We start from the raw sequence: 16527 nt of genomic DNA, 5'->3' as shown, positions 1-16527 counted from the left end.
TTGTGCATTTGAGATCGATTTAGCTTTCCCACCCCGCAATGGCAATCATCCTGACAGGCTTTGGCCCATCGGAAAATTCATTTGCACAAAAATCAAGCACTCATCGCCGCCAGTTTGCCCCATTGCCCCGCAGCACGGGCTTGCCTAAAACCCCGGCGGGCAGCAGGGGGGCGAAAGATGACTGTCACGGCGATCATCGTGGCCGCGGGCCGCGGCACCCGGGTCGGGGGCGACAAACCAAAGCAATATCAGAATCTTGCAGGCCGCGCCGTGCTGGCGCGCACGGTAGAGGCCTTTGCCGCCCATCCCCGGATCGGGGCCATTGTCGTGGTTCTGCACCCCGAGGATGGCGGACTTTTCGAAACCGCCCTCGCGGACAGCACGGCCCGGGTCACGACCGTTCCGGGCGGCGCCACGCGCGATGCCTCGGTACAGGCGGGCCTGCGCGCCGCGCCCGACGGCACCACGCGGGTGCTGATTCACGACGGCGCCCGGCCGCTGGTCGGGGCCGCACTGATCGGGCGGGTGATCGACGCGCTCGATGACAGCCCCGGCGCAGCCCCCGCCCTGCCCGTGACCGACGCGCTCTGGCAAGGGCGCGACGGCAAGGTCGAGGCCCCGCATCCGCGCGACGGGCTCTACCGCGCCCAGACGCCGCAGGGCTTTCACCTGCGCGCCATCCTCGCCGCGCATGAGGCCCATCCGGGCGGCGCCGCCGACGATGTCGAGGTGGCGCTGGCGGCAGGCCTTGACGTGGCCATCGTCGAGGGCGACGAAGACAATCTCAAGATCACCCACAAGGTGGATTTCGCCCGCGCAGAGCGGGTCCTGCGGGAGAGAAACATGGACATTCGCACCGGCAACGGCTTTGACGTGCACGCCTTCTGCGAGGGCGACGGCGTCATTCTCTGCGGCATCAAGGTGCCGCATGACAAGGCGCTGAAGGGCCATTCCGACGCCGATGTCGGCATGCACACGGTCACCGACGCGATCTATGGCGCGCTGGCCGAGGGCGATATCGGCCGGCATTTCCCGCCTTCCGATCCGCAATGGAAGGGCGCGGCCAGCGAGATCTTCCTGAAACATGCGGTCGCGCTGGCGGCCGAGCGGGGCTTCCGGATCTCGAATGTCGATCTGACGCTGATCTGCGAGCGGCCCAAGATCGGCCCAGTCGCCGGCGCGATGCAGGCCGAGATGGCGCGGCTGATGGGGATGGAAGAGGCCCGCGTCAGCGTCAAGGCCACCACCTCGGAACGGCTGGGCTTCACCGGGCGCGAGGAAGGGATCGCGGCACTCGCCACGGTGACGCTGGTGGCGCCATGAGCCTCGCCACGCAGATCGCCACCGTCTTCGGGGTCGGCCGCCTGCGCCCGGCCCCCGGCACCTGGGGCTCGCTGGCGGCGATCCCCGCCTTCTGGGCGCTCGACGTGACCGGCGGGGTCTTCCTGACCGCCCTGGCGACGCTGGCGGTGATCCCGCTCGGCATCTGGGCGGTGCGCGAGGCGGCGGCGGGCGCGTCCGACCCGGACCGCTCGGAATATGTGATCGACGAGGTCGCGGGGATGTGGATCGCGCTCTTGCCGGTCTCGTTCGGCGCGGCGGCGGCCGGGGGCGATGCGACCGCGCTCTACCCCGGCTGGATCGCGGCCTTCCTGGGCTTTCGGCTGTTCGACATCTGGAAACCGGGGCCGATCGGCTTCGCCGACCGGATGAAGACGCCGGTCGGGGTGATGCTCGACGACGTGCTGGCGGGCGCCGCGACGGCGCTTCTGGTGCTTGCGCTGGCCGCCCTGTCGCATATCTTTCTGATGTGAGCGACAAGGCCGCCCCTCTCATCGCCGGGGCCCGCGCCGCGGGTCTGGTGATCGCCACCGCCGAAAGCTGTACCGGCGGGATGATCTCGGCTGCCATCACCGATGTACCGGGCTCTTCCGCCGTCTTCGACCGGGGCTTCGTCACCTATTCGAATGCCGCCAAGCAGGCGATGCTGGGGGTTCTGAGCGAAACGCTCGAGGCCCATGGCGCGGTCTCGGAAGAGGTCGCGGCCGAAATGGCCTCGGGCGCGCTGGCGCATTCGGCAGCCGATCTTGCCGTCGCCGTCACCGGCATCGCCGGCCCCGGCGGATCCGAGTTCAAGCCCGAGGGCCGGGTCTGTTTCGGCCTCGCCAGGCGCCGTGCCGATGCCGGTGCCGTTTCCGGGATCGAGACCCTGACCGAGACCGTCGAATTCGGCGCGCTCGGCCGCGACCGGGTCCGCGCCGCGACCCGCGACCATGCGCTGGCGCTTTTGCTGGCGGCATTGGGCGCGCCTCGCCCGGCGGGCTGAACGGCTTTCGGCGGGCCTCAGGGGCGCGCGCCGTAAAGCGCCCGCGCCCGGTCCTCGAAGGCCCGCACGATCCGCTGCATCGCCTCGTTGAAGACCGCGCCGATCACCCCCTGCAGCACCCGGTTCTTGAACTCGAAATCGACGAAGAACTCGACCTTGCAGCGATCCCCGGGCAGGTCCTCGAACTTCCAGTGCGACTTGAGGTAGCGGAACGGCCCGTCGAGATACTCGGTATCGATCCGGAAATCCGCCGGCCAGAGCGTCACCCGGCTGCCGAAGCGTTCGCGGAACACCTTGAACGAGATCACCAGATCGGCCTCCATCAACTCGTGATCGCCGAAATCCTTGCGCGAGCGGATGCGCGCGGCTGCGGTCCAGGGCAGGAATTGCGGGTAGGACGCGACATCGGCCACCAGATCGTACATCTGCTGGGCGGTGTAAGGCATCTCGCGGTTTTCCGAATGGCGCGGCATGGGATCCCGTTCGCTGCTGACAATGGGACGCCATTTCTGCTAGAAGCCCGGCAAAATCAAGGGGGTCCCATGGCCGAGAGACCATATGTCATAGACGAATTGCTGTCGGCGAAGACCATTGCCGCCCGAGTCGAATCGCTGGCGAGCGAGATTACCGCGCATTTCGCAGGAACCGAAAAGCTGGTCGTCGTCGGGCTCTTGCGCGGCTCGTTCATCTTCATCGCGGATCTGGTCCGTGAACTCGACCTGCCGGTCGAGGTCGATTTCATCGAGACCTCGTCCTACGGAAATTCCACCTCCTCCTCGCGCGAGGTGCGGATCCTGAAGGATCTGCGCGGCGAGATCGAGGGCCGCGACGTGCTGGTGGTCGAGGATATCGTCGATACCGGTCACACGCTGAAGCACGTGCTGCACCTTCTGGGCGGGCGCAAGCCGGCACGGCTGGAATGCTGCGCGCTGCTCGACAAGCCGGCGCGGCGCGAGGTCGACGTGCGCGCGCGCTGGGTCGGCTTCGAGATCCCGGACCGGTTCGTGGTGGGGCTTGGCATCGATTATGCGCAGCGAAACCGCAACCTGCCCTATATCGGCGCGGTGCGTTTCACCGACTGAGCCTCGTCTAGGCCCGACCGAGCCCCGTCGAGGCCCGTCTGGCCCGACCGCCGCGCGTCAGACGCCTTCGGCGACGCCCGCGGCCTGGGTCCGGATGCGCTCGACCATGGCGCGCAGACCGTTCGAGCGTTGCGAGGACAGGTGTTCGTCCAGCCCCAGCCGCGCCAGCTCGGCGCCCGCATCGGTGTCGAGCACCTTCGATACGGTCAGCCCGTTGTAAAGCGCCCGCAGCACCGCGATCAGCCCCTTCACGATCATCGCGTCGCTGTCACCCTGGAAGCGGTAGACCGCCTCGGGACCCGCGCCCTCGACATCGGCCATCAGCCAGACCTGGCTGGCACAGCCATCGACCTTGGTCGCGGGGACCTTGAACGCCTCGGCCAGCGGCTCCATCGCGCGGCCCAGTTCGATCACATGACGATAACGGTCCTCCCAGTCCTCCAGGAACTCGAAGGTCTCCACGATCTCCTCGAAGGCTTCACTCGACACGTCATCTCTCCTTGCCTGACCGGTCCTGATTAGCGGCGGTGCGGCCAAAGGTCCAGCTTCGGGACCAGACCGGCTTTTCAACGGCGCCGGTTTCGGCTAACCGATTGGACGAAGCAACCGGGGGCCTGCCCATGAAAACATCGCTTTCGGCCGCCCTGTGCGCGGCGCTCGCCGTGTCATCCTGCGGAACGGTGCGCGAGTCGCGGCTGAACCCGTTCAACTGGTTCAGCAGTTCGACCGAGACCGAAACCACCGCAGAACAACCTTTGCGCCGCGCCGAGGCCGCGGATCCCAGACCGCTGGTCGATCAGGTGACCGCCATGACCGTCGATCGCGCGCCGGGCGGCGCCATCCTGACCGCAACCGGACTGCCCGAGCGTCAGGGCTTCTGGGATGCCGCGCTGGTGCCCGTCCCTGCCGCCGAGGACGAAGTCCCCTCCGATACGCTGGTCTTCGACTTCAGGATCGCGCGCCCCGGGACCGCGACAGCGGTCGGCACCGAGCCCTCGCGCCAGATCACCGCCGGGCGGTTCCTGTCCGAAGACGATCTGCAGGGCATCCGCACGCTGGTGGTCCGCGGCGCGCAGAACCAGAGGCAGGCCCGCCGCTAGCGGCATGGGCTGCGGGGCCCGGCAGGACGCATCCAGACGGCACCGTCCGCCGGATGGCGGGGGGAGATCGCGATATCCGACGACTGCCATGATGGAGAACACCATGGCCACAAGGCCTGTTTTCCCGATCCTGTGTGCCACCGCGCTTGTCGCGGATTGCCAGTCCACCCCAGCCGCCCGCGAAACCGCGCCGCAAGACCCGGGCACCGGGACGGCGACCGAAGCCGTGACCCCGCCCGAATATCTGCCCTGCCGCGATCTCGAACAGGCGTTGAGCCGGAGCGATGCAAGGCTGCGCCGTCTGAATTCCCGCGACATGTCAAGCGAGGCGACCTACTGGCGCGAGCGCAACAAGCCCTGATCGCCCGCGCCTATGAGTGCCGGCTCCCGTCCTGACAGGGCGTACCCCGACGCGGCTGACCTGACACCATTGCGCGGCACGGCCGGGCACGGGAAGATCATGCCCGCCGGACCGGCAGGGCGTGCCCCGGACCCGCGGCAGATCATGCGCGGGCCTTGCGCAGGGCGGGACGGATCAGAGCGGAACCACCGCCACGTTGCTGCCTTTGGCGGCAAGCGCGATCTTGCCCGCGCACAGCCTGAGCGCGTCATCGCCGAAGACCTCGGCCCGCCAGCCCCGCAGCGCCGCGCCGTCGCGCCGCCCGGCAGCGATGGCATCCAGCTCGGAGGCGGTGGCGATCAGCTTCTGCGCCACCCCGGCCTGTTCCGACTTGGCCTTCAGAAGCACCCGCAGCAGATCGGCCAGCGCCGGGTTCACCTGCAGCTTGTCGTCGGTATCGGGCATCTTCGGATAATCGGCCTGCGGCGTCTCGGCCGCGGCCTTGATCGCGGCGATGATCCCCTCGGCTATGTCGCCCCGCCGCGCCTCGCGCAAGAGCAGGCGCGAGCGCGACAGGTCCTCGAGGCTCTGCGGCTTGGTCGAGGCCAGCTCCAGCAGTGCGTCATCCTTGTAGACCCGGTTGCGCGGAATGTTGCGGGCCTGGGCATAGGTCTCGCGGAACCGCGCCAGCTCCTTGACCGCGACGAGGAACTTGCCCGAATGGGTACGGGTCTTGACCCGGTGCCAGGCTTCCTCGGGACGCACGATATAGGTCTCGGGATCGGTCAGGACGCTCAGCTCTTCCTGAAGCCATTTGGCCCGGCCGGTCTTTTCCAGCTCGGCCGCGAGATATTCGTAGATCACCCGCAGATGGGTGACATCGGCCAGCGCATAGGATTTCTGCGCCTCCGAGAGCGGACGGCGCGACCAGTCGGTGAAGCGCGAGGTCTTGTCGAGGCTCGCCCGCGCGATCTTGCGCACCAGCGTCTCGTAGCCGACCTGCTCGCCGAAGCCGCAGACCATGGCCGCGACCTGGGTGTCGAAGAGCGGCTCGGGGAAGACCTTGCCCTCGGTGAAGAAGATCTCGAGATCCTGCCGCGCGGCGTGGAAGACCTTGACCACGTCGGCATTGCGGAACAGCGCGTAAAGCGGCTCGAGCGACATGTCGCCCGCCAGCGGATCGACCAGCACCGCCTCGCCCGCGTCGGTGCTCTCGCGGCCGGGCAGCGCAAGCTGCACGAGGCAGAGCTTGGCGTAATAGGTCCGCTCGCGCAGGAACTCGGTATCGATGGTGATATAAGGGGCGCTCGCGGCCTTCTCGCAGAAGGCGGCCAGCGCCTCGGTCGTCGTCAGTGTCTTCATCTCAACCCGCATCACCCAGATAGCACCTCCATGACACCCGACCCGTTCCTGATAGGGAAAATGTCGCAAAATGGAAAGGCCGCATCATATCGCCCCGCGCCCCCGGCCGTCTCAGGGCAAATATAGTGGGGTGCGGTCGCCGGCGGCAAAGCGGCGCAACACAGCGGGATAAAGCGCGTGTTCCTGCACCAGCACCCGCGCCGCCAGCCTGTCGGGGGTATCGTCAGCCAGCACCGGCACCCGCGCCTGCCCGAGAATCGGGCCGCCATCGAGCTCGGCCGTGACCTCGTGAACGGTGCAGCCCGCCTCGGCATCGCCCGCCTCGAGCGCCCGCGCATGGGTGTGGAGCCCGCGATATTTCGGCAAGAGCGAGGGATGGATGTTCAGCATCCGCCCGGCCCAGGCCTCGGTGAAGCCCGGCGTCAGCACCCGCATGAACCCGGCCAGGCAGAGTATGTCGGGGGCGGCGGCGGCAAGACGCTCCATCAGCGCCGCCTCGAAGGCCGCGCGGTCCTTGCCGAAGGGGCGGTGGTCGACGGCCCCGGCCGCAATCCCCAGCGCCCGCGCCCGCCCGAGCCCCGTCGCTGCCGGATCGTTCGACAGCACCAGCACCGGGCGCGCCGGATGATCGCCGGTCATGCTCTCGGCCAGCGCCACCATGTTCGAGCCCGATCCCGAGATCAGGATCGCGACGCGCGTCGGTTCGGTCACAGCAGGCGTCCCTCATAGGCCACGCCCTGCCCGGGGCCGACCCGGCCGATCCGGGCCACGCTCTCGCCCGCCTCGGTCAGAATTGCGCTCAGCGCCTCGGCCCGGTCCTCGGCCACGACCAGCACCATGCCGATCCCGGCATTGAAGGTCTTCAAAAGCTCGGCCTCGGACAGATCGGCGGTTTCGGCCAGCCAGCGGAAGACGGGCGGCAGATCCCAGGAGGACAGATCGACCGTCGCGCCCAGCCCTTCGGGCAGCACCCGCGGCAGGTTCTCGGTCAGACCGCCGCCGGTGATATGCGCAAGCCCGTGCACGCCGCCCGCCCGGATCGCGGCAAGCGCGGGCTTGACGTAAAGCCGCGTCGGCGCCAGCAGGGCCGCGCCCAGCGGCCCGTCGGCGAAGGGCGCGGGCGCGTCCCAGCCAAGGCCCGCGACCTCGACCACCTTGCGGACCAGCGAATAGCCGTTCGAATGCACCCCGTCCGAGGCCAGCCCCAGCAGGACGTCGCCCTCGGCCACATGGGCGGGCAGATCGTGGCCGCGTTCCATCGCGCCGACGGCAAAGCCCGCCAGATCGAAATCGCCGCCATGATACATGCCCGGCATCTCGGCGGTCTCGCCCCCGATCAGCGCGCAGCCAGAGCGCAGGCAGCCCTCGGCGATGCCCTCGATCACCCGCGCCGCCTCGTCGATCTCGAGCTTGCCGGTCGCGAAATAGTCGAGGAAGAACAGCGGCTCGGCGCCCTGACAGACCAGATCGTTGACACACATCGCCACCAGATCGATGCCGACCCCGTCGAGATGGCCGGTATCGATGGCGATCCGGAGCTTGGTGCCGACGCCATCGGTCGCGGCCACCAGCACCGGGTCGAGATAGCCCGCCGCCTTCAGGTCGAACAGCGCGCCGAAGCCGCCCAGCCCGGCAAGCGTGCCGGGCCGTCCGGTCCGCTTGGCGGCAGGCTTGATCCGCTCGACCAGGGCATTGCCTGCATCGATATCCACACCTGCCCCGGCATAGGTCAGGCCGTTCTTCCGCTCGCTCATGGGGCTCTCCCGTCTGATTGGCTGCGCTTTAGCGCAACGCCCGCGCAATGAAAAGCACGCGACGAAAGGCAGCGGCCGTTCTACCGGCTGCCAAAAAAAACGAAAGGCCACCGGGCCAGGGCAGCGGAGGAAATCAGGTCGGCAAATTCAGGTTGCGCCGCTGCGCGGGCCAAGGCCCCCTTGCGGTCGAAGCAGCGCGGTCCCGCCTTGCGGGCCACCGGCGCCCCCGCATCTCCGGATTCCTGTTGAAAAGACCGATATCACAGCCAGTTGGCTGGCGAATGACCCTCTCACGGATAGAACCTGAAAGGGACCGTCATTGCCACGCGAGAAATAATGATCGGCGGGCGCGGCAGCCATCTTCGCGACACCGGGGTCGACACTCCGGGGACGTTCCCCCTTGCCAAAAGCCCTTCCGAGGCGCCCGGCCCGGCACCAGAGCCGCTTTCTGCAGCCGATTCCGCCTCTGGACGGCGGATTTCGCATTCCTTATATAATTGCTAGGAATTACAGGAGCCGCCATGACCGAGCCGCAGGGAAAGCTTGAAGGTACGCCGCTCATCGAGCCCTCGACCACCGATCACCCGCTTTACGATCAGGTCGTCGAGGCCTGCCGCAGCGTGTACGACCCGGAGATTCCGGTCAATATCTACGATCTGGGACTGATCTACACGATCACGATAGATGCCGAGACCGTCGTCCATATCACCATGACGCTGACCGCCCCCGGCTGTCCGGTGGCTGGCGACATGCCCGGCTGGCTGCAGGAGGCGGTCGAGCCGCTGCCCGGCGTCAAGCGGGTCGATGTCGACATCACCTGGGATCCGCCCTGGGGCATGGACATGATGTCCGACGAGGCGCGGCTCGAACTCGGCTTCATGTAAGGGGGGCGGCCAAGCGCGGCACAGGCGCCCGCGGCGGCCCTTGCGAGACGGGCGCCGCGCCCTACCCTTCGCACAGCAGAAACGAGGTACGAAATGTTCGCCATTCCCGGAAAGCAGGCAGTCAGCCTCACCCCCGCCGCGGCGGCAGAAGTCGCCCGGCTGATGCAGCAGCAGCAGGCCAAGGGCCTGCGCATCGGCGTCAAGAAGGGCGGCTGCGCGGGCATGGAATACACCATGGATTACGTCGCCGAGATCGACCCCATGGACGAGATCGTCGAACAGGACGGCGCCCGCGTGGCGATCGCGCCGATGGCGCAGATGTTCCTGTTCGGCACCGAGATCGATTACGAGGTCTCGCTGCTCGAATCGGGTTTCAAGTTCCGCAACCCCAATGTGGTCGATGCCTGCGGTTGCGGCGAATCGATCAAGTTCCGCGATGCCGACGACCCCCAGGAAGGCCCCGCGACCGCCTGAAACGGCGCGCGCCCCTGTTCCGGCCCTGCGTGGAAAAGGGCCGTTCCTCCCGGCCGGGAAATCGCCTAGGAAGGCCGGAATCATCATCATTGGCGAGGAGCGAACGCATGCGCAGGAAGCTGGCGGCTGGGAACTGGAAGATGAACGGGCTGAGCGGATCGCTCGGCGAGGCCGTGGCTCTGGCTGCCGCCCATGCCGCCCCGGATGTCGACATCCTGCTCTGCCCGCCGACCACCCTGCTCGACCGGATGGCGGATTCGGTCCATGGCTCGAAGGTCGCGGTCGGCGGTCAGGATTGCCACCCGGCTGTTTCCGGCGCCCATACCGGCGACATCTCGGCCGAGATGCTGGCCGATGCAGGGGCAAGCTACGTGATCCTCGGCCATTCCGAGCGCCGGGCCGATCACGGCGAGACCGACGCGCTGATCCGCGCCAAGACCGAGGCCGCGCTGGCCGCCGGTCTCACCGCCGTGGTCTGTGTCGGCGAGACCGAGAGCCAGCGCGACGCGGGCGAGACCCTGGCCGTGGTGGGTGCACAGCTTGCCGGCTCGCTGCCCGATGACGGCGTCACCGGCGACAGCGTGGTCGTCGCCTATGAGCCGGTCTGGGCCATCGGCACCGGCCGGGTGCCGACGCTCGAGCAGATTGCCGAGGTCCATGACAGCCTGCGCGCCGCGCTGGACGCACGCTATGGCGCCGCAGCCGACGGCATCCGCCTGCTCTATGGCGGGTCGGTCAAACCCGGCAATGCCGCCGAGATCTTCGCGACCTCCAATGTCGACGGCGCGCTGGTCGGCGGCGCCTCGCTGAAGGCGGACGATTTCTCGGCGATCATCGCCGCCCTCGAGGCCGCTCCCGCCGCCTGACCGGCAGCGATCCCGGCCAGACCTTCGACGAAACGCCCGAAACGCCCGGCGCAAGCTCCGGGCGTTTTGCTTTTCGAACAGTCCCGGAGCGCGCCCCTCGCTGCGGTATAAGCTGTCATGCAAACCGGCCTTTCCGCCGGATCGCCGGACCCGATGGCGTGTGAACACCCGAAACAGCTGCTCATGAGAAGGCAGCCGACGGCAGATCTCGACGGGCTTTGCTGAAGAAATCGGCAGATAGGCGCGTTCCTCTATCCGCGAACAGACCGCCCCTACGGCCTCTGTGACGGGCATGCCAAGGGTGGTGTCGCGGTTCAGGATGGCGATGCGGAGCTGTATCTCGGCGATCTGCCGATCAAAGGCCCGGGCCATGGGCCGCTGGCCCGACAGTTTCATGCCGTGCATCCTCGTTCCGGCGCGGCTGCGACGATGGTCCCCACTCCACTGCCGCCACAGCGCGCGACCAAGGTATTTCGCGGCGCGCCATGCGTTGTTTCGGGCCACGGCACCAGAGCTGACGGACTTCCACGGCCTGGCAGTCCCGGCGGTTGGGATGACGGCATGGGCACTGCGGTCGGCAATGGCATCATGGCATTTCCGGGTGTCATACGCGCCGTCTGCCTTCGCGGGCTCGCCACTGCCGATCTCCTGATCCTCCGGGATCTGGCTGAGCAGGTCGGGCTGCCCCGATGCCTCGCCGATCCGGTGCCCGGAGATCTCAACGCCCGGACCTCCAGCGTCTGCTCGCCGATCCCGAGGCGGATCTTGCCGCCAGACAGGACATTTCGGACCATTGTGCTAGCGTGCATGTCACTCCCCTTAGCCCTCGTCCTCGATGCCCGCGCTGTCGATCACCAGATGCCGCGGCCCCTCAGAGGCGCGATAGGGAATGTTCACCGCCAAGGTCTTCTGACGGCGGGACAGCGCGCTGAAGCCGGGCACCGTCCGGACGAGGCCGACCAGCCGAAGCAGGCTTTCGACGCCCCCGGGCGCCTGTCGGAACGCCATGCCGAACGGCACTTTCATCGTCAGTCAGCCCTGCCGTTTGAGCGCTTCGTTATGGGCTGGCCAGTTCCCGATCTTGTCGCTCGGAGAGATCGGTCTGCTCATGCAGAGCAGCTGACACGCTGGTTTCACAAGAGGAATCCCTCGCCGGATTTGTGCAACAGAGCCCGCAGAAGCGGCGGACGATGGCTCTTCCTCGGGGCCCTTGGCCCTGGCACTGACCTCTCCCGCCCCAATGGCCGCGACTGGCATGGGGGCCGGCATGGCGCGCCGCCCGCATGCGGGAACTTCTGGGCTTCGCCTGGCGACCCGGCCGCCAGCAGTTCGCGCCCTGTTGCGCCCGACCCAAGGGCGACAAGAATGACGATCGCGACCGGGGGCTCTCTTGATCGACAGCTGCCGGGATGCCGAACGTCCGGATCCGGCTTCCGGCGCGGTTTTTCCCCACAGCCCCCGGCCTGCGGCAAACCGGCCCGTCGCCGCAGGGGGCAATCCGTTGCGGGCAAGGGAAAACCGCCTTGAAGCGAACCCGGCGCGGCGGTAACTTGGGGTCTGAATAATCGAAACGATCCAAGGAGCAACACCATAGCCCGCCGACCTCACAACGCGCCGCCCACGCGCGATACCGGCCCTCGCGTCAACGGACGCATCCGCTGTCCTGAAATCCGCCTGATCGGTGCAGAGGGCGAAAACCTCGGAGTCGTGACCCCCGCCCGGGGTGTGGAGCTGGCCGAACAGGCCGGGCTCGATCTTGTCGAGATCTCTCCCAATGCCACGCCGCCGGTCTGCAAGATCATGGATTTCGGCAAGTTCAAATATGAACAGCAGAAGCGCGAGTCCGAGGCCCGCAAGAAACAGAAGGTGATCGAGGTCAAGGAAATCAAGTTCCGGCCCAACACCGACAGCCACGACTACGAGGTCAAGATGCGCTCGGTGGTCAAGTTCCTTGAGAATGGCGACAAAGTTAAGATCACGCTCCGGTTCCGCGGCCGCGAGATGGCGCACCAGAATCTCGGGCGCGAACTGCTCGAGCGGGTTGCCGAAGAGATCAAGGAAATCGGCAAGGTCGAGAACATGCCCAAGCTCGAGGGCCGCCAGATGGTGATGATGATCGGCCCGGCCAAGTAGGCTAGGTTCCGGAATGACCGGTGAACGGCCGCCCCTCGGGGCGGCTTTTTCATTCGTATTGTAGGCAACTCTCGAAAGGTAACGCAAGGTCAACCCTTGTGCCCGACGGTGCTGACGCATCCGCATGCGCAACAAGGAGCCGCCCAGCACCATGGCCGAAAAGAGAAAACCGTCGGCCCGGCTTCAGGCCTATGGGCTTCAGGGAGAAACGCGCGAGCGGGTGAAGGAGGTGGGCCGGATCCTGTTGCCCCATCTCGACGAGGTGCTTGCCGATTTCTACGAGGAAATCGCCCATACCCCGGACTGGGACGCATTTTTCCCGAGCCAGGCGCTGCGCGATCACGCCCGCAAGAAGCAAAAGCAGCACTGGGTGCTGATGCTGACATCGGATTTCTCGCAGCCGTATTTCGACAGCGCCGAGAAGATCGGCCTGGTGCATCACAGGATCGGATTGCCGATAAGCTTCTATACCGCAGCCTATGCCCGTGTCGGACTGGCGCTGCAGGGGGTCATCATGAACGAGGTGCGCCGGAAATCCTTCTTCCGGCGTCAGGACCCCACACCGCTGATGGATACGCTCTCGCGCGTGCTGATGCTCGATACCGAGCTTGCCAATTCGGCCTTTTTTGCCGCCCAGGCCGAGCAGTATGAAAACCGCCTGAACGAGCTCAGCCGCAATTTCGAGGATGAAATCAGCCGCGTGACCGAGGTGCTCTCAAGCTCGATGACCAGGCTCGACGATGCCGCGGACGGAATGAACTCGGAGATTTCCCGCGCGCGCCAGGGCACCGACACGCTGTCCGACAATGCCTCCCGGATCGCAACCAGCGCCCAGTCCGTCGCCTCCGCCATCGAGCAGCTCTCGGCATCGATCACCTCGATCACCCAGGACGTCACCAACGCGGCCACGGCCTCGGCCAATGCGATGGAAGAGGCCGAGGCCTCTTCCGAACAGCTCGAAAGCCTGCAATCCGCCGCCAAGGAAATCGACGAGGTCGTCAACATGATTGCGCAGATCGCCAAGCAGACCAATCTGCTGGCCGTCAACGCAACGGTCGAGGCGACCCGCGCGGGCGATGCGGGCAAGGGCTTCGCGGTGGTCGCCTTCGAGATCAAGGCCCTGGCCGAGCGGATCGGTCAGGCCACCACGTCGATCAACGACAGGATCAAGCGGATCCAGTCCGAAACCAACATGATGAGCACCCGCATATCCGGCATCAGCGACAGCGTGGAACGGGTCCGCTCCTTCTCGGACAGCATCCGCGTCTCGGTGACCGAACAGACCCAGGCCGCCCGGCATATTTCGCAACACGCCGATTCGACGGCTTCCAGCACCAGTGAAATCGCCCAGATGATCCGCGACGTCTCGCATAGGGTGGAGCGTTCCGGCGACACGTCGAGAACGCTGAAAGACGCGGTCGGCACGGTCTCGGACGAGACGGGCACCCTGTCGCAGCGGGTGCGCGCCTTCCTGAACGCGCTTCGCGCGGCCTGATCCCTGGCACGTCCGCTGGTTTTGAAGGACCGCCCCTCGCTCCGGCAGAGCCCGCTCTGCGCGGGTCGCAGCAGGATTTGTCAAGGACGTCGTCCCCCGCCATGCTGCAGATATGCACGGGAAGGTGCTCCATCCTCATTCCGAGGACAGATCCTGTCAGCAACATCGCCAGCGACGCCTTGCATGTAGTTTCCGGAATAAATCGAAGACGGGTCGAGCAAGCGGCAGCATTGCGCTCGACGCGCGCTCCCGAAACAGACGCATGCCCGGCCAGACAGGGTCCCGTGACACAGGCAAGGCGGCGGGCACACCGAGCGGTCTGCACTCAACCGGACATAGGCCGAAGCTCCTACCGCGCAGGCAATGCCTTTGCCCAGGCAGAGGGCCGGTGGGGATATCGCTCTTCGACCGCGTTGCCTTCGTTTACGAAACGGCGGAGAGGACAAACCCGGCCGGATGCCGGGCCACGTCCTGACAATGCGCGCGCTGTCTGGCTGTTTCAGAACCAAGGGGGTCAGCAGAGGGTCGGGCCTGAACGCCCGGATAGGGTCAGGAAGGATCGGGATGGCCCGGTAGTCTCAGCCGCTATGCACCCCCGCCATCCGCGACAAGTCCGCATCCGATGACAACAAGACGGCCTCAGAGGCTCTGCCCGGGCGTCATTGCCGGGCTCTTCCGAGTACAGGACAGATTTGCTGTCTATACGTCGGAGAGGTAAGGTGGAAGGGCGTCGGGGCTGCCGGATTTCCGATAGAGCGAAGACGAACGGCTCTTGCAACCTGATCACCGGGAGAGATGGCGCCCCACTTCCTGGCAACCGGCCCAAACGCGTCGCCCAAGCGCCGCGACAGACATCCAAACGGGCCACCGGACGGCCGTCCCGCAGAAAAGGAGGCGCAGCCTTGCAAGGCAAAGCGCGTCGATCCGACCAACCGCGATCGCCCAGCCGAAGCCCAGGCCCCCGCCACCAGGCAATACGCGGCCATGGGCCGAACTGACCGCCAAATGGCCGACATCGACACTCCTGTGGATCTGTCCGGCGAAAACAAGGATCGAAGCGGTCCCGATCGCCACGAGGATCGTCTTCAGCAGGTTGGTATCGGTCAGCGTCAGTATCTTGCAGATACAGTTCGGCTTTGAGGCAACGATCCGGTCGATTATCCAACCGAAGGCCAAGACCAGAAGCCCGACCACGACAAGGGTCATGGTCATGGATCACCCCTCCTTCTTCAGAAGCGTCATCGCCCTCGGGATGGCGGTCAGGAATTCTCCGAAGGCGAAGACATGGACCAAAACCGGGCTTTGCATCAGGCCCGAAATCATGTGGCCCGGCGGCCAATGCGCCATCCGAATTCGTCAGTAAGGCATTGCTTGTGTTGAAGAAACCCCGGCCGTCTCGGTGGCGATACCCGCATCAGGACACTGAAGGTTCCGCGAAAAGGCGTCGAACAGCACGACCCCGGGTCGAGACGCTGATCGGCCTCGCCTTAAACCCAGTCAGAAAGAACGCGATCTCAAGAAGCGGACCGCCGATCTTCCAGTTCAGCGCCAGGGGCTTCATAGGTTTCACGCCATATTACATTCCATTTCAGGAATAAAATGACTGCGTGCCATGGTTCGGATCTAGCCCGATCCACCGTAAAAAACGCTCGTCGAAGAACTGAAAAACGCCGTGGGAGGGAGGGCCCACGGCGTTTCACTGACCGGCATCCGGGGAGGGAGGGCCCCTTTGATGCCGAAATCCTGTGCTGGGAAAGACACAGGGGACTCGCTGCGGGTTTGCTGGCGTCGGCTGGGAACGGTCCGGCGCCGCCCGCAAACAGTAATTGCCAGATGTATCTTTTACCGAAGCACGACTTTGATCTGCATCAAGTCGGTTCTGAATGTCGCATGGCGGCCAGAAACCGGTCGCGCTCGCCGCTGTCCGGGGTCTCGGAAACGGCCCCGGACAGTTCCTCAAGCATGCGGATCGAATGGCCGGCCCGAAACAGTCCAAATGGGAAGAAATCCTCTTTATTACGTATACCTTGGGAGCAATCCGTCCCGGCACCGAGGCGGGATCATCCAGATCGGCGGATCTGCGAAGAGACGCAGCCGTTCGATCTCCCGCGACAGGATGTCCATCTCGTCGCGGTCGACCCGTCGGTGATCAAAAGCACCACCTCGCCGGTTCCGAGCACCCGAAGCGACCAGTCGCGATTGAAGCGATATAACGATCCGGGGGCGGCCCTCCCAGTCGGACGCCTTGGCCCCGGCGGCGGCATGCGCCGCGTCGCCATCCTGCGTGGCGAGATGGCGGGTGATGTTGGTCAGAGGGGTGCCGAAGGTGAAGGCATCGACACTGGTCCAGCCCGCGCTCTTCGCATTCGACACGGGATGCAGAATATGCAGCACCGTCCGCGAATATGGCGACACCAAGCCGGAAATCGCGCACAGCAAAACCAAGAGGACCAGCGCGGGCACCGATTTTTCGTCGAAAAATCGCGTATCTCCCCGCCCGCGCGCAGGGTGGCACCCGTCGTGCCGCACCAGCCCGGCAGCGGCCCGAGCCGGTCGGCCCGGCGGCGGCACGAGACCAGGGGCGCGGCCGCAGCAATGGTCCTGCCCCGCCAGAATCGCCTGCACCGCTTCGATGGACCCGATTTACCCGCCATCGGCGCTGTCCTTTCGCCTTTGCCCGCCGCTCTGCGCCGCGCCGCGGCGATTGCCCC

At 66.2% G+C, this 16527-nt stretch carries 19 protein-coding genes and 1 pseudogene; 11 read left to right on the top strand and 9 right to left on the bottom strand.

Going from position 1 to position 16527, the window contains the following annotated elements; all coding sequences use genetic code 11:
• Positions 1–177 precede the first annotated feature (177 nt).
• The 3 genes from ACK8CO_RS18835 to ACK8CO_RS18825 are packed head-to-tail and all read left to right on the top strand — an operon-like array spanning position 178 to position 2326.
• Positions 178–1323 (top strand): bifunctional 2-C-methyl-D-erythritol 4-phosphate cytidylyltransferase/2-C-methyl-D-erythritol 2,4-cyclodiphosphate synthase, encoded by a 1146-nt coding sequence (locus ACK8CO_RS18835; RefSeq protein WP_414897637.1) that lies wholly within the window; start codon positions 178–180, stop codon positions 1321–1323.
• A complete protein-coding gene (locus ACK8CO_RS18830) occupies positions 1320–1814 on the top strand; it encodes a phosphatidylglycerophosphatase A (protein ID WP_414897636.1) in 495 nt (164 codons plus the stop codon). The genes ACK8CO_RS18835 and ACK8CO_RS18830 overlap by 4 nt, the downstream gene beginning before the upstream one ends.
• Complete coding sequence (locus ACK8CO_RS18825; RefSeq protein WP_414897635.1) at positions 1811–2326, top strand: CinA family protein; 516 nt, start codon at positions 1811–1813, stop codon at positions 2324–2326. The genes ACK8CO_RS18830 and ACK8CO_RS18825 overlap by 4 nt, the downstream gene beginning before the upstream one ends.
• A gap of 17 nt (positions 2327–2343) precedes the next feature.
• Here ACK8CO_RS18825 and ACK8CO_RS18820 read toward each other — a convergent pair whose 3' ends face one another.
• Positions 2344–2799 (bottom strand): type II toxin-antitoxin system RatA family toxin, encoded by a 456-nt coding sequence (locus tag ACK8CO_RS18820; RefSeq protein WP_080616442.1) that lies wholly within the window; start codon positions 2797–2799, stop codon positions 2344–2346.
• 69 nt (positions 2800–2868) lie between these two features.
• Here ACK8CO_RS18820 and hpt point away from each other — a divergent pair, with 69 nt between their 5' ends.
• Complete coding sequence (gene hpt / locus ACK8CO_RS18815) at positions 2869–3408, top strand: hypoxanthine phosphoribosyltransferase (RefSeq protein ID WP_414897634.1); 540 nt, start codon at positions 2869–2871, stop codon at positions 3406–3408.
• A gap of 57 nt (positions 3409–3465) precedes the next feature.
• On the opposite strand, the gene ACK8CO_RS18810 is transcribed toward hpt, so the two are convergent.
• Positions 3466–3897, bottom strand: a complete 432-nt coding sequence (locus ACK8CO_RS18810) for a SufE family protein (RefSeq protein ID WP_080616444.1) — start codon at positions 3895–3897, stop codon at positions 3466–3468.
• 131 nt (positions 3898–4028) lie between these two features.
• On the opposite strand from ACK8CO_RS18810, the gene ACK8CO_RS18805 reads away from it, so the two are divergent.
• Both ACK8CO_RS18805 and ACK8CO_RS18800 read left to right on the top strand, forming a co-directional pair.
• Positions 4029–4508, top strand: a complete 480-nt coding sequence (locus ACK8CO_RS18805) for a hypothetical protein (protein WP_414897633.1) — start codon at positions 4029–4031, stop codon at positions 4506–4508.
• A gap of 103 nt (positions 4509–4611) precedes the next feature.
• A complete protein-coding gene (locus ACK8CO_RS18800) occupies positions 4612–4869 on the top strand; it encodes a hypothetical protein (RefSeq protein WP_414897632.1) in 258 nt (85 codons plus the stop codon).
• Between the two features lie 174 nt (positions 4870–5043).
• Here ACK8CO_RS18800 and rnd read toward each other — a convergent pair whose 3' ends face one another.
• From rnd to purM, 3 genes are all read right to left on the bottom strand, one after another.
• Positions 5044–6210, bottom strand: coding sequence for a ribonuclease D (gene rnd, locus ACK8CO_RS18795; protein ID WP_080618012.1), 1167 nt, complete (start codon positions 6208–6210; stop codon positions 5044–5046).
• 111 nt (positions 6211–6321) lie between these two features.
• Positions 6322–6921, bottom strand: coding sequence for a phosphoribosylglycinamide formyltransferase (gene purN, locus ACK8CO_RS18790; RefSeq protein WP_080616446.1), 600 nt, complete (start codon positions 6919–6921; stop codon positions 6322–6324).
• The gene (purM, locus tag ACK8CO_RS18785; RefSeq protein ID WP_414897631.1) at positions 6918–7964 is read right to left on the bottom strand and encodes a phosphoribosylformylglycinamidine cyclo-ligase; all 1047 of its coding nucleotides are present in this window, start codon (positions 7962–7964) and stop codon (positions 6918–6920) included. Before purM ends, purN begins: the two co-directional genes overlap by 4 nt.
• Before the next feature lie 521 nt (positions 7965–8485).
• On the opposite strand from purM, the gene ACK8CO_RS18780 reads away from it, so the two are divergent.
• The 3 genes from ACK8CO_RS18780 (at position 8486) to tpiA (ending at position 10188) form a co-directional block, all read left to right on the top strand.
• Positions 8486–8848: an SUF system Fe-S cluster assembly protein gene (locus ACK8CO_RS18780; protein WP_080616448.1), complete on the top strand. Its 363-nt coding sequence runs from the start codon at positions 8486–8488 to the stop codon at positions 8846–8848.
• Between the two features lie 93 nt (positions 8849–8941).
• Complete coding sequence (locus ACK8CO_RS18775; RefSeq protein WP_080616449.1) at positions 8942–9322, top strand: HesB/IscA family protein; 381 nt, start codon at positions 8942–8944, stop codon at positions 9320–9322.
• A gap of 107 nt (positions 9323–9429) precedes the next feature.
• Positions 9430–10188: a triose-phosphate isomerase gene (tpiA, locus tag ACK8CO_RS18770; protein WP_414897630.1), complete on the top strand. Its 759-nt coding sequence runs from the start codon at positions 9430–9432 to the stop codon at positions 10186–10188.
• A 270-nt stretch (positions 10189–10458) separates the two neighbouring features.
• Here the strand turns inward: tpiA and ACK8CO_RS18765 are convergent.
• A pseudogene (locus ACK8CO_RS18765) lies at positions 10459–11298 on the bottom strand (IS5 family transposase); the annotation flags it as partial.
• A 480-nt stretch (positions 11299–11778) separates the two neighbouring features.
• Between ACK8CO_RS18765 and infC the strand changes: the two are divergent.
• A complete protein-coding gene (gene infC, locus ACK8CO_RS18760) occupies positions 11779–12321 on the top strand; it encodes a translation initiation factor IF-3 (RefSeq protein WP_414899046.1) in 543 nt (180 codons plus the stop codon).
• A 151-nt stretch (positions 12322–12472) separates the two neighbouring features.
• The gene (locus ACK8CO_RS18755) at positions 12473–13816 is read left to right on the top strand and encodes a methyl-accepting chemotaxis protein (RefSeq protein ID WP_414897629.1); all 1344 of its coding nucleotides are present in this window, start codon (positions 12473–12475) and stop codon (positions 13814–13816) included.
• A 783-nt stretch (positions 13817–14599) separates the two neighbouring features.
• Here the strand turns inward: ACK8CO_RS18755 and ACK8CO_RS18750 are convergent.
• The 3 genes from ACK8CO_RS18750 to ACK8CO_RS18740 form a co-directional block, all read right to left on the bottom strand.
• Entirely contained in the window at positions 14600–15028 is a 429-nt protein-coding gene (locus tag ACK8CO_RS18750) for a hypothetical protein (RefSeq protein ID WP_414897628.1), read from the bottom strand.
• Between the two features lie 3 nt (positions 15029–15031).
• On the bottom strand, positions 15032–15163 hold the full coding sequence (locus tag ACK8CO_RS18745; protein ID WP_255377917.1) for a hypothetical protein: 132 nt from the start codon (positions 15161–15163) through the stop codon (positions 15032–15034).
• A 669-nt stretch (positions 15164–15832) separates the two neighbouring features.
• Positions 15833–16279, bottom strand: a complete 447-nt coding sequence (locus ACK8CO_RS18740; protein WP_414897627.1) for a VWA domain-containing protein — start codon at positions 16277–16279, stop codon at positions 15833–15835.
• Between the last annotated feature and the right edge of the window lie 248 nt (positions 16280–16527).

Origin of the sequence: Rhodovulum sp. HP10, from assembly GCF_047553435.1 — a bacterium.
Classification (GTDB): Bacteria; Pseudomonadota; Alphaproteobacteria; order Rhodobacterales; family Rhodobacteraceae; genus Rhodovulum.
This window is presented reverse-complemented; position numbering and strand designations above follow the sequence as displayed.

Bases quoted from the DNA above. Each gene is read 5' to 3' on its own strand.
- ACK8CO_RS18755 (WP_414897629.1), top strand. From the start codon at position 12,473: ATGGCCGAAAAGAGAAAACCGTCGGCCCGGCTTCAGGCCTATGGGCTT.
- ACK8CO_RS18775 (WP_080616449.1), top strand. From the start codon at position 8,942: ATGTTCGCCATTCCCGGAAAGCAGGCAGTCAGCCTCACCCCCGCCGCG.
- rnd (WP_080618012.1), bottom strand. From the start codon at position 6,210: ATGAAGACACTGACGACGACCGAGGCGCTGGCCGCCTTCTGCGAGAAG.
- tpiA (WP_414897630.1), top strand. From the start codon at position 9,430: ATGCGCAGGAAGCTGGCGGCTGGGAACTGGAAGATGAACGGGCTGAGC.
- ACK8CO_RS18745 (WP_255377917.1), bottom strand. From the start codon at position 15,163: ATGGCGCATTGGCCGCCGGGCCACATGATTTCGGGCCTGATGCAAAGC.
- purM (WP_414897631.1), bottom strand. From the start codon at position 7,964: ATGAGCGAGCGGAAGAACGGCCTGACCTATGCCGGGGCAGGTGTGGAT.
- ACK8CO_RS18750 (WP_414897628.1), bottom strand. From the start codon at position 15,028: ATGACCATGACCCTTGTCGTGGTCGGGCTTCTGGTCTTGGCCTTCGGT.
- ACK8CO_RS18805 (WP_414897633.1), top strand. From the start codon at position 4,029: ATGAAAACATCGCTTTCGGCCGCCCTGTGCGCGGCGCTCGCCGTGTCA.
- ACK8CO_RS18780 (WP_080616448.1), top strand. From the start codon at position 8,486: ATGACCGAGCCGCAGGGAAAGCTTGAAGGTACGCCGCTCATCGAGCCC.
- ACK8CO_RS18835 (WP_414897637.1), top strand. From the start codon at position 178: ATGACTGTCACGGCGATCATCGTGGCCGCGGGCCGCGGCACCCGGGTC.
- ACK8CO_RS18800 (WP_414897632.1), top strand. From the start codon at position 4,612: ATGGCCACAAGGCCTGTTTTCCCGATCCTGTGTGCCACCGCGCTTGTC.
- hpt (WP_414897634.1), top strand. From the start codon at position 2,869: ATGGCCGAGAGACCATATGTCATAGACGAATTGCTGTCGGCGAAGACC.
- ACK8CO_RS18830 (WP_414897636.1), top strand. From the start codon at position 1,320: ATGAGCCTCGCCACGCAGATCGCCACCGTCTTCGGGGTCGGCCGCCTG.
- ACK8CO_RS18820 (WP_080616442.1), bottom strand. From the start codon at position 2,799: ATGCCGCGCCATTCGGAAAACCGCGAGATGCCTTACACCGCCCAGCAG.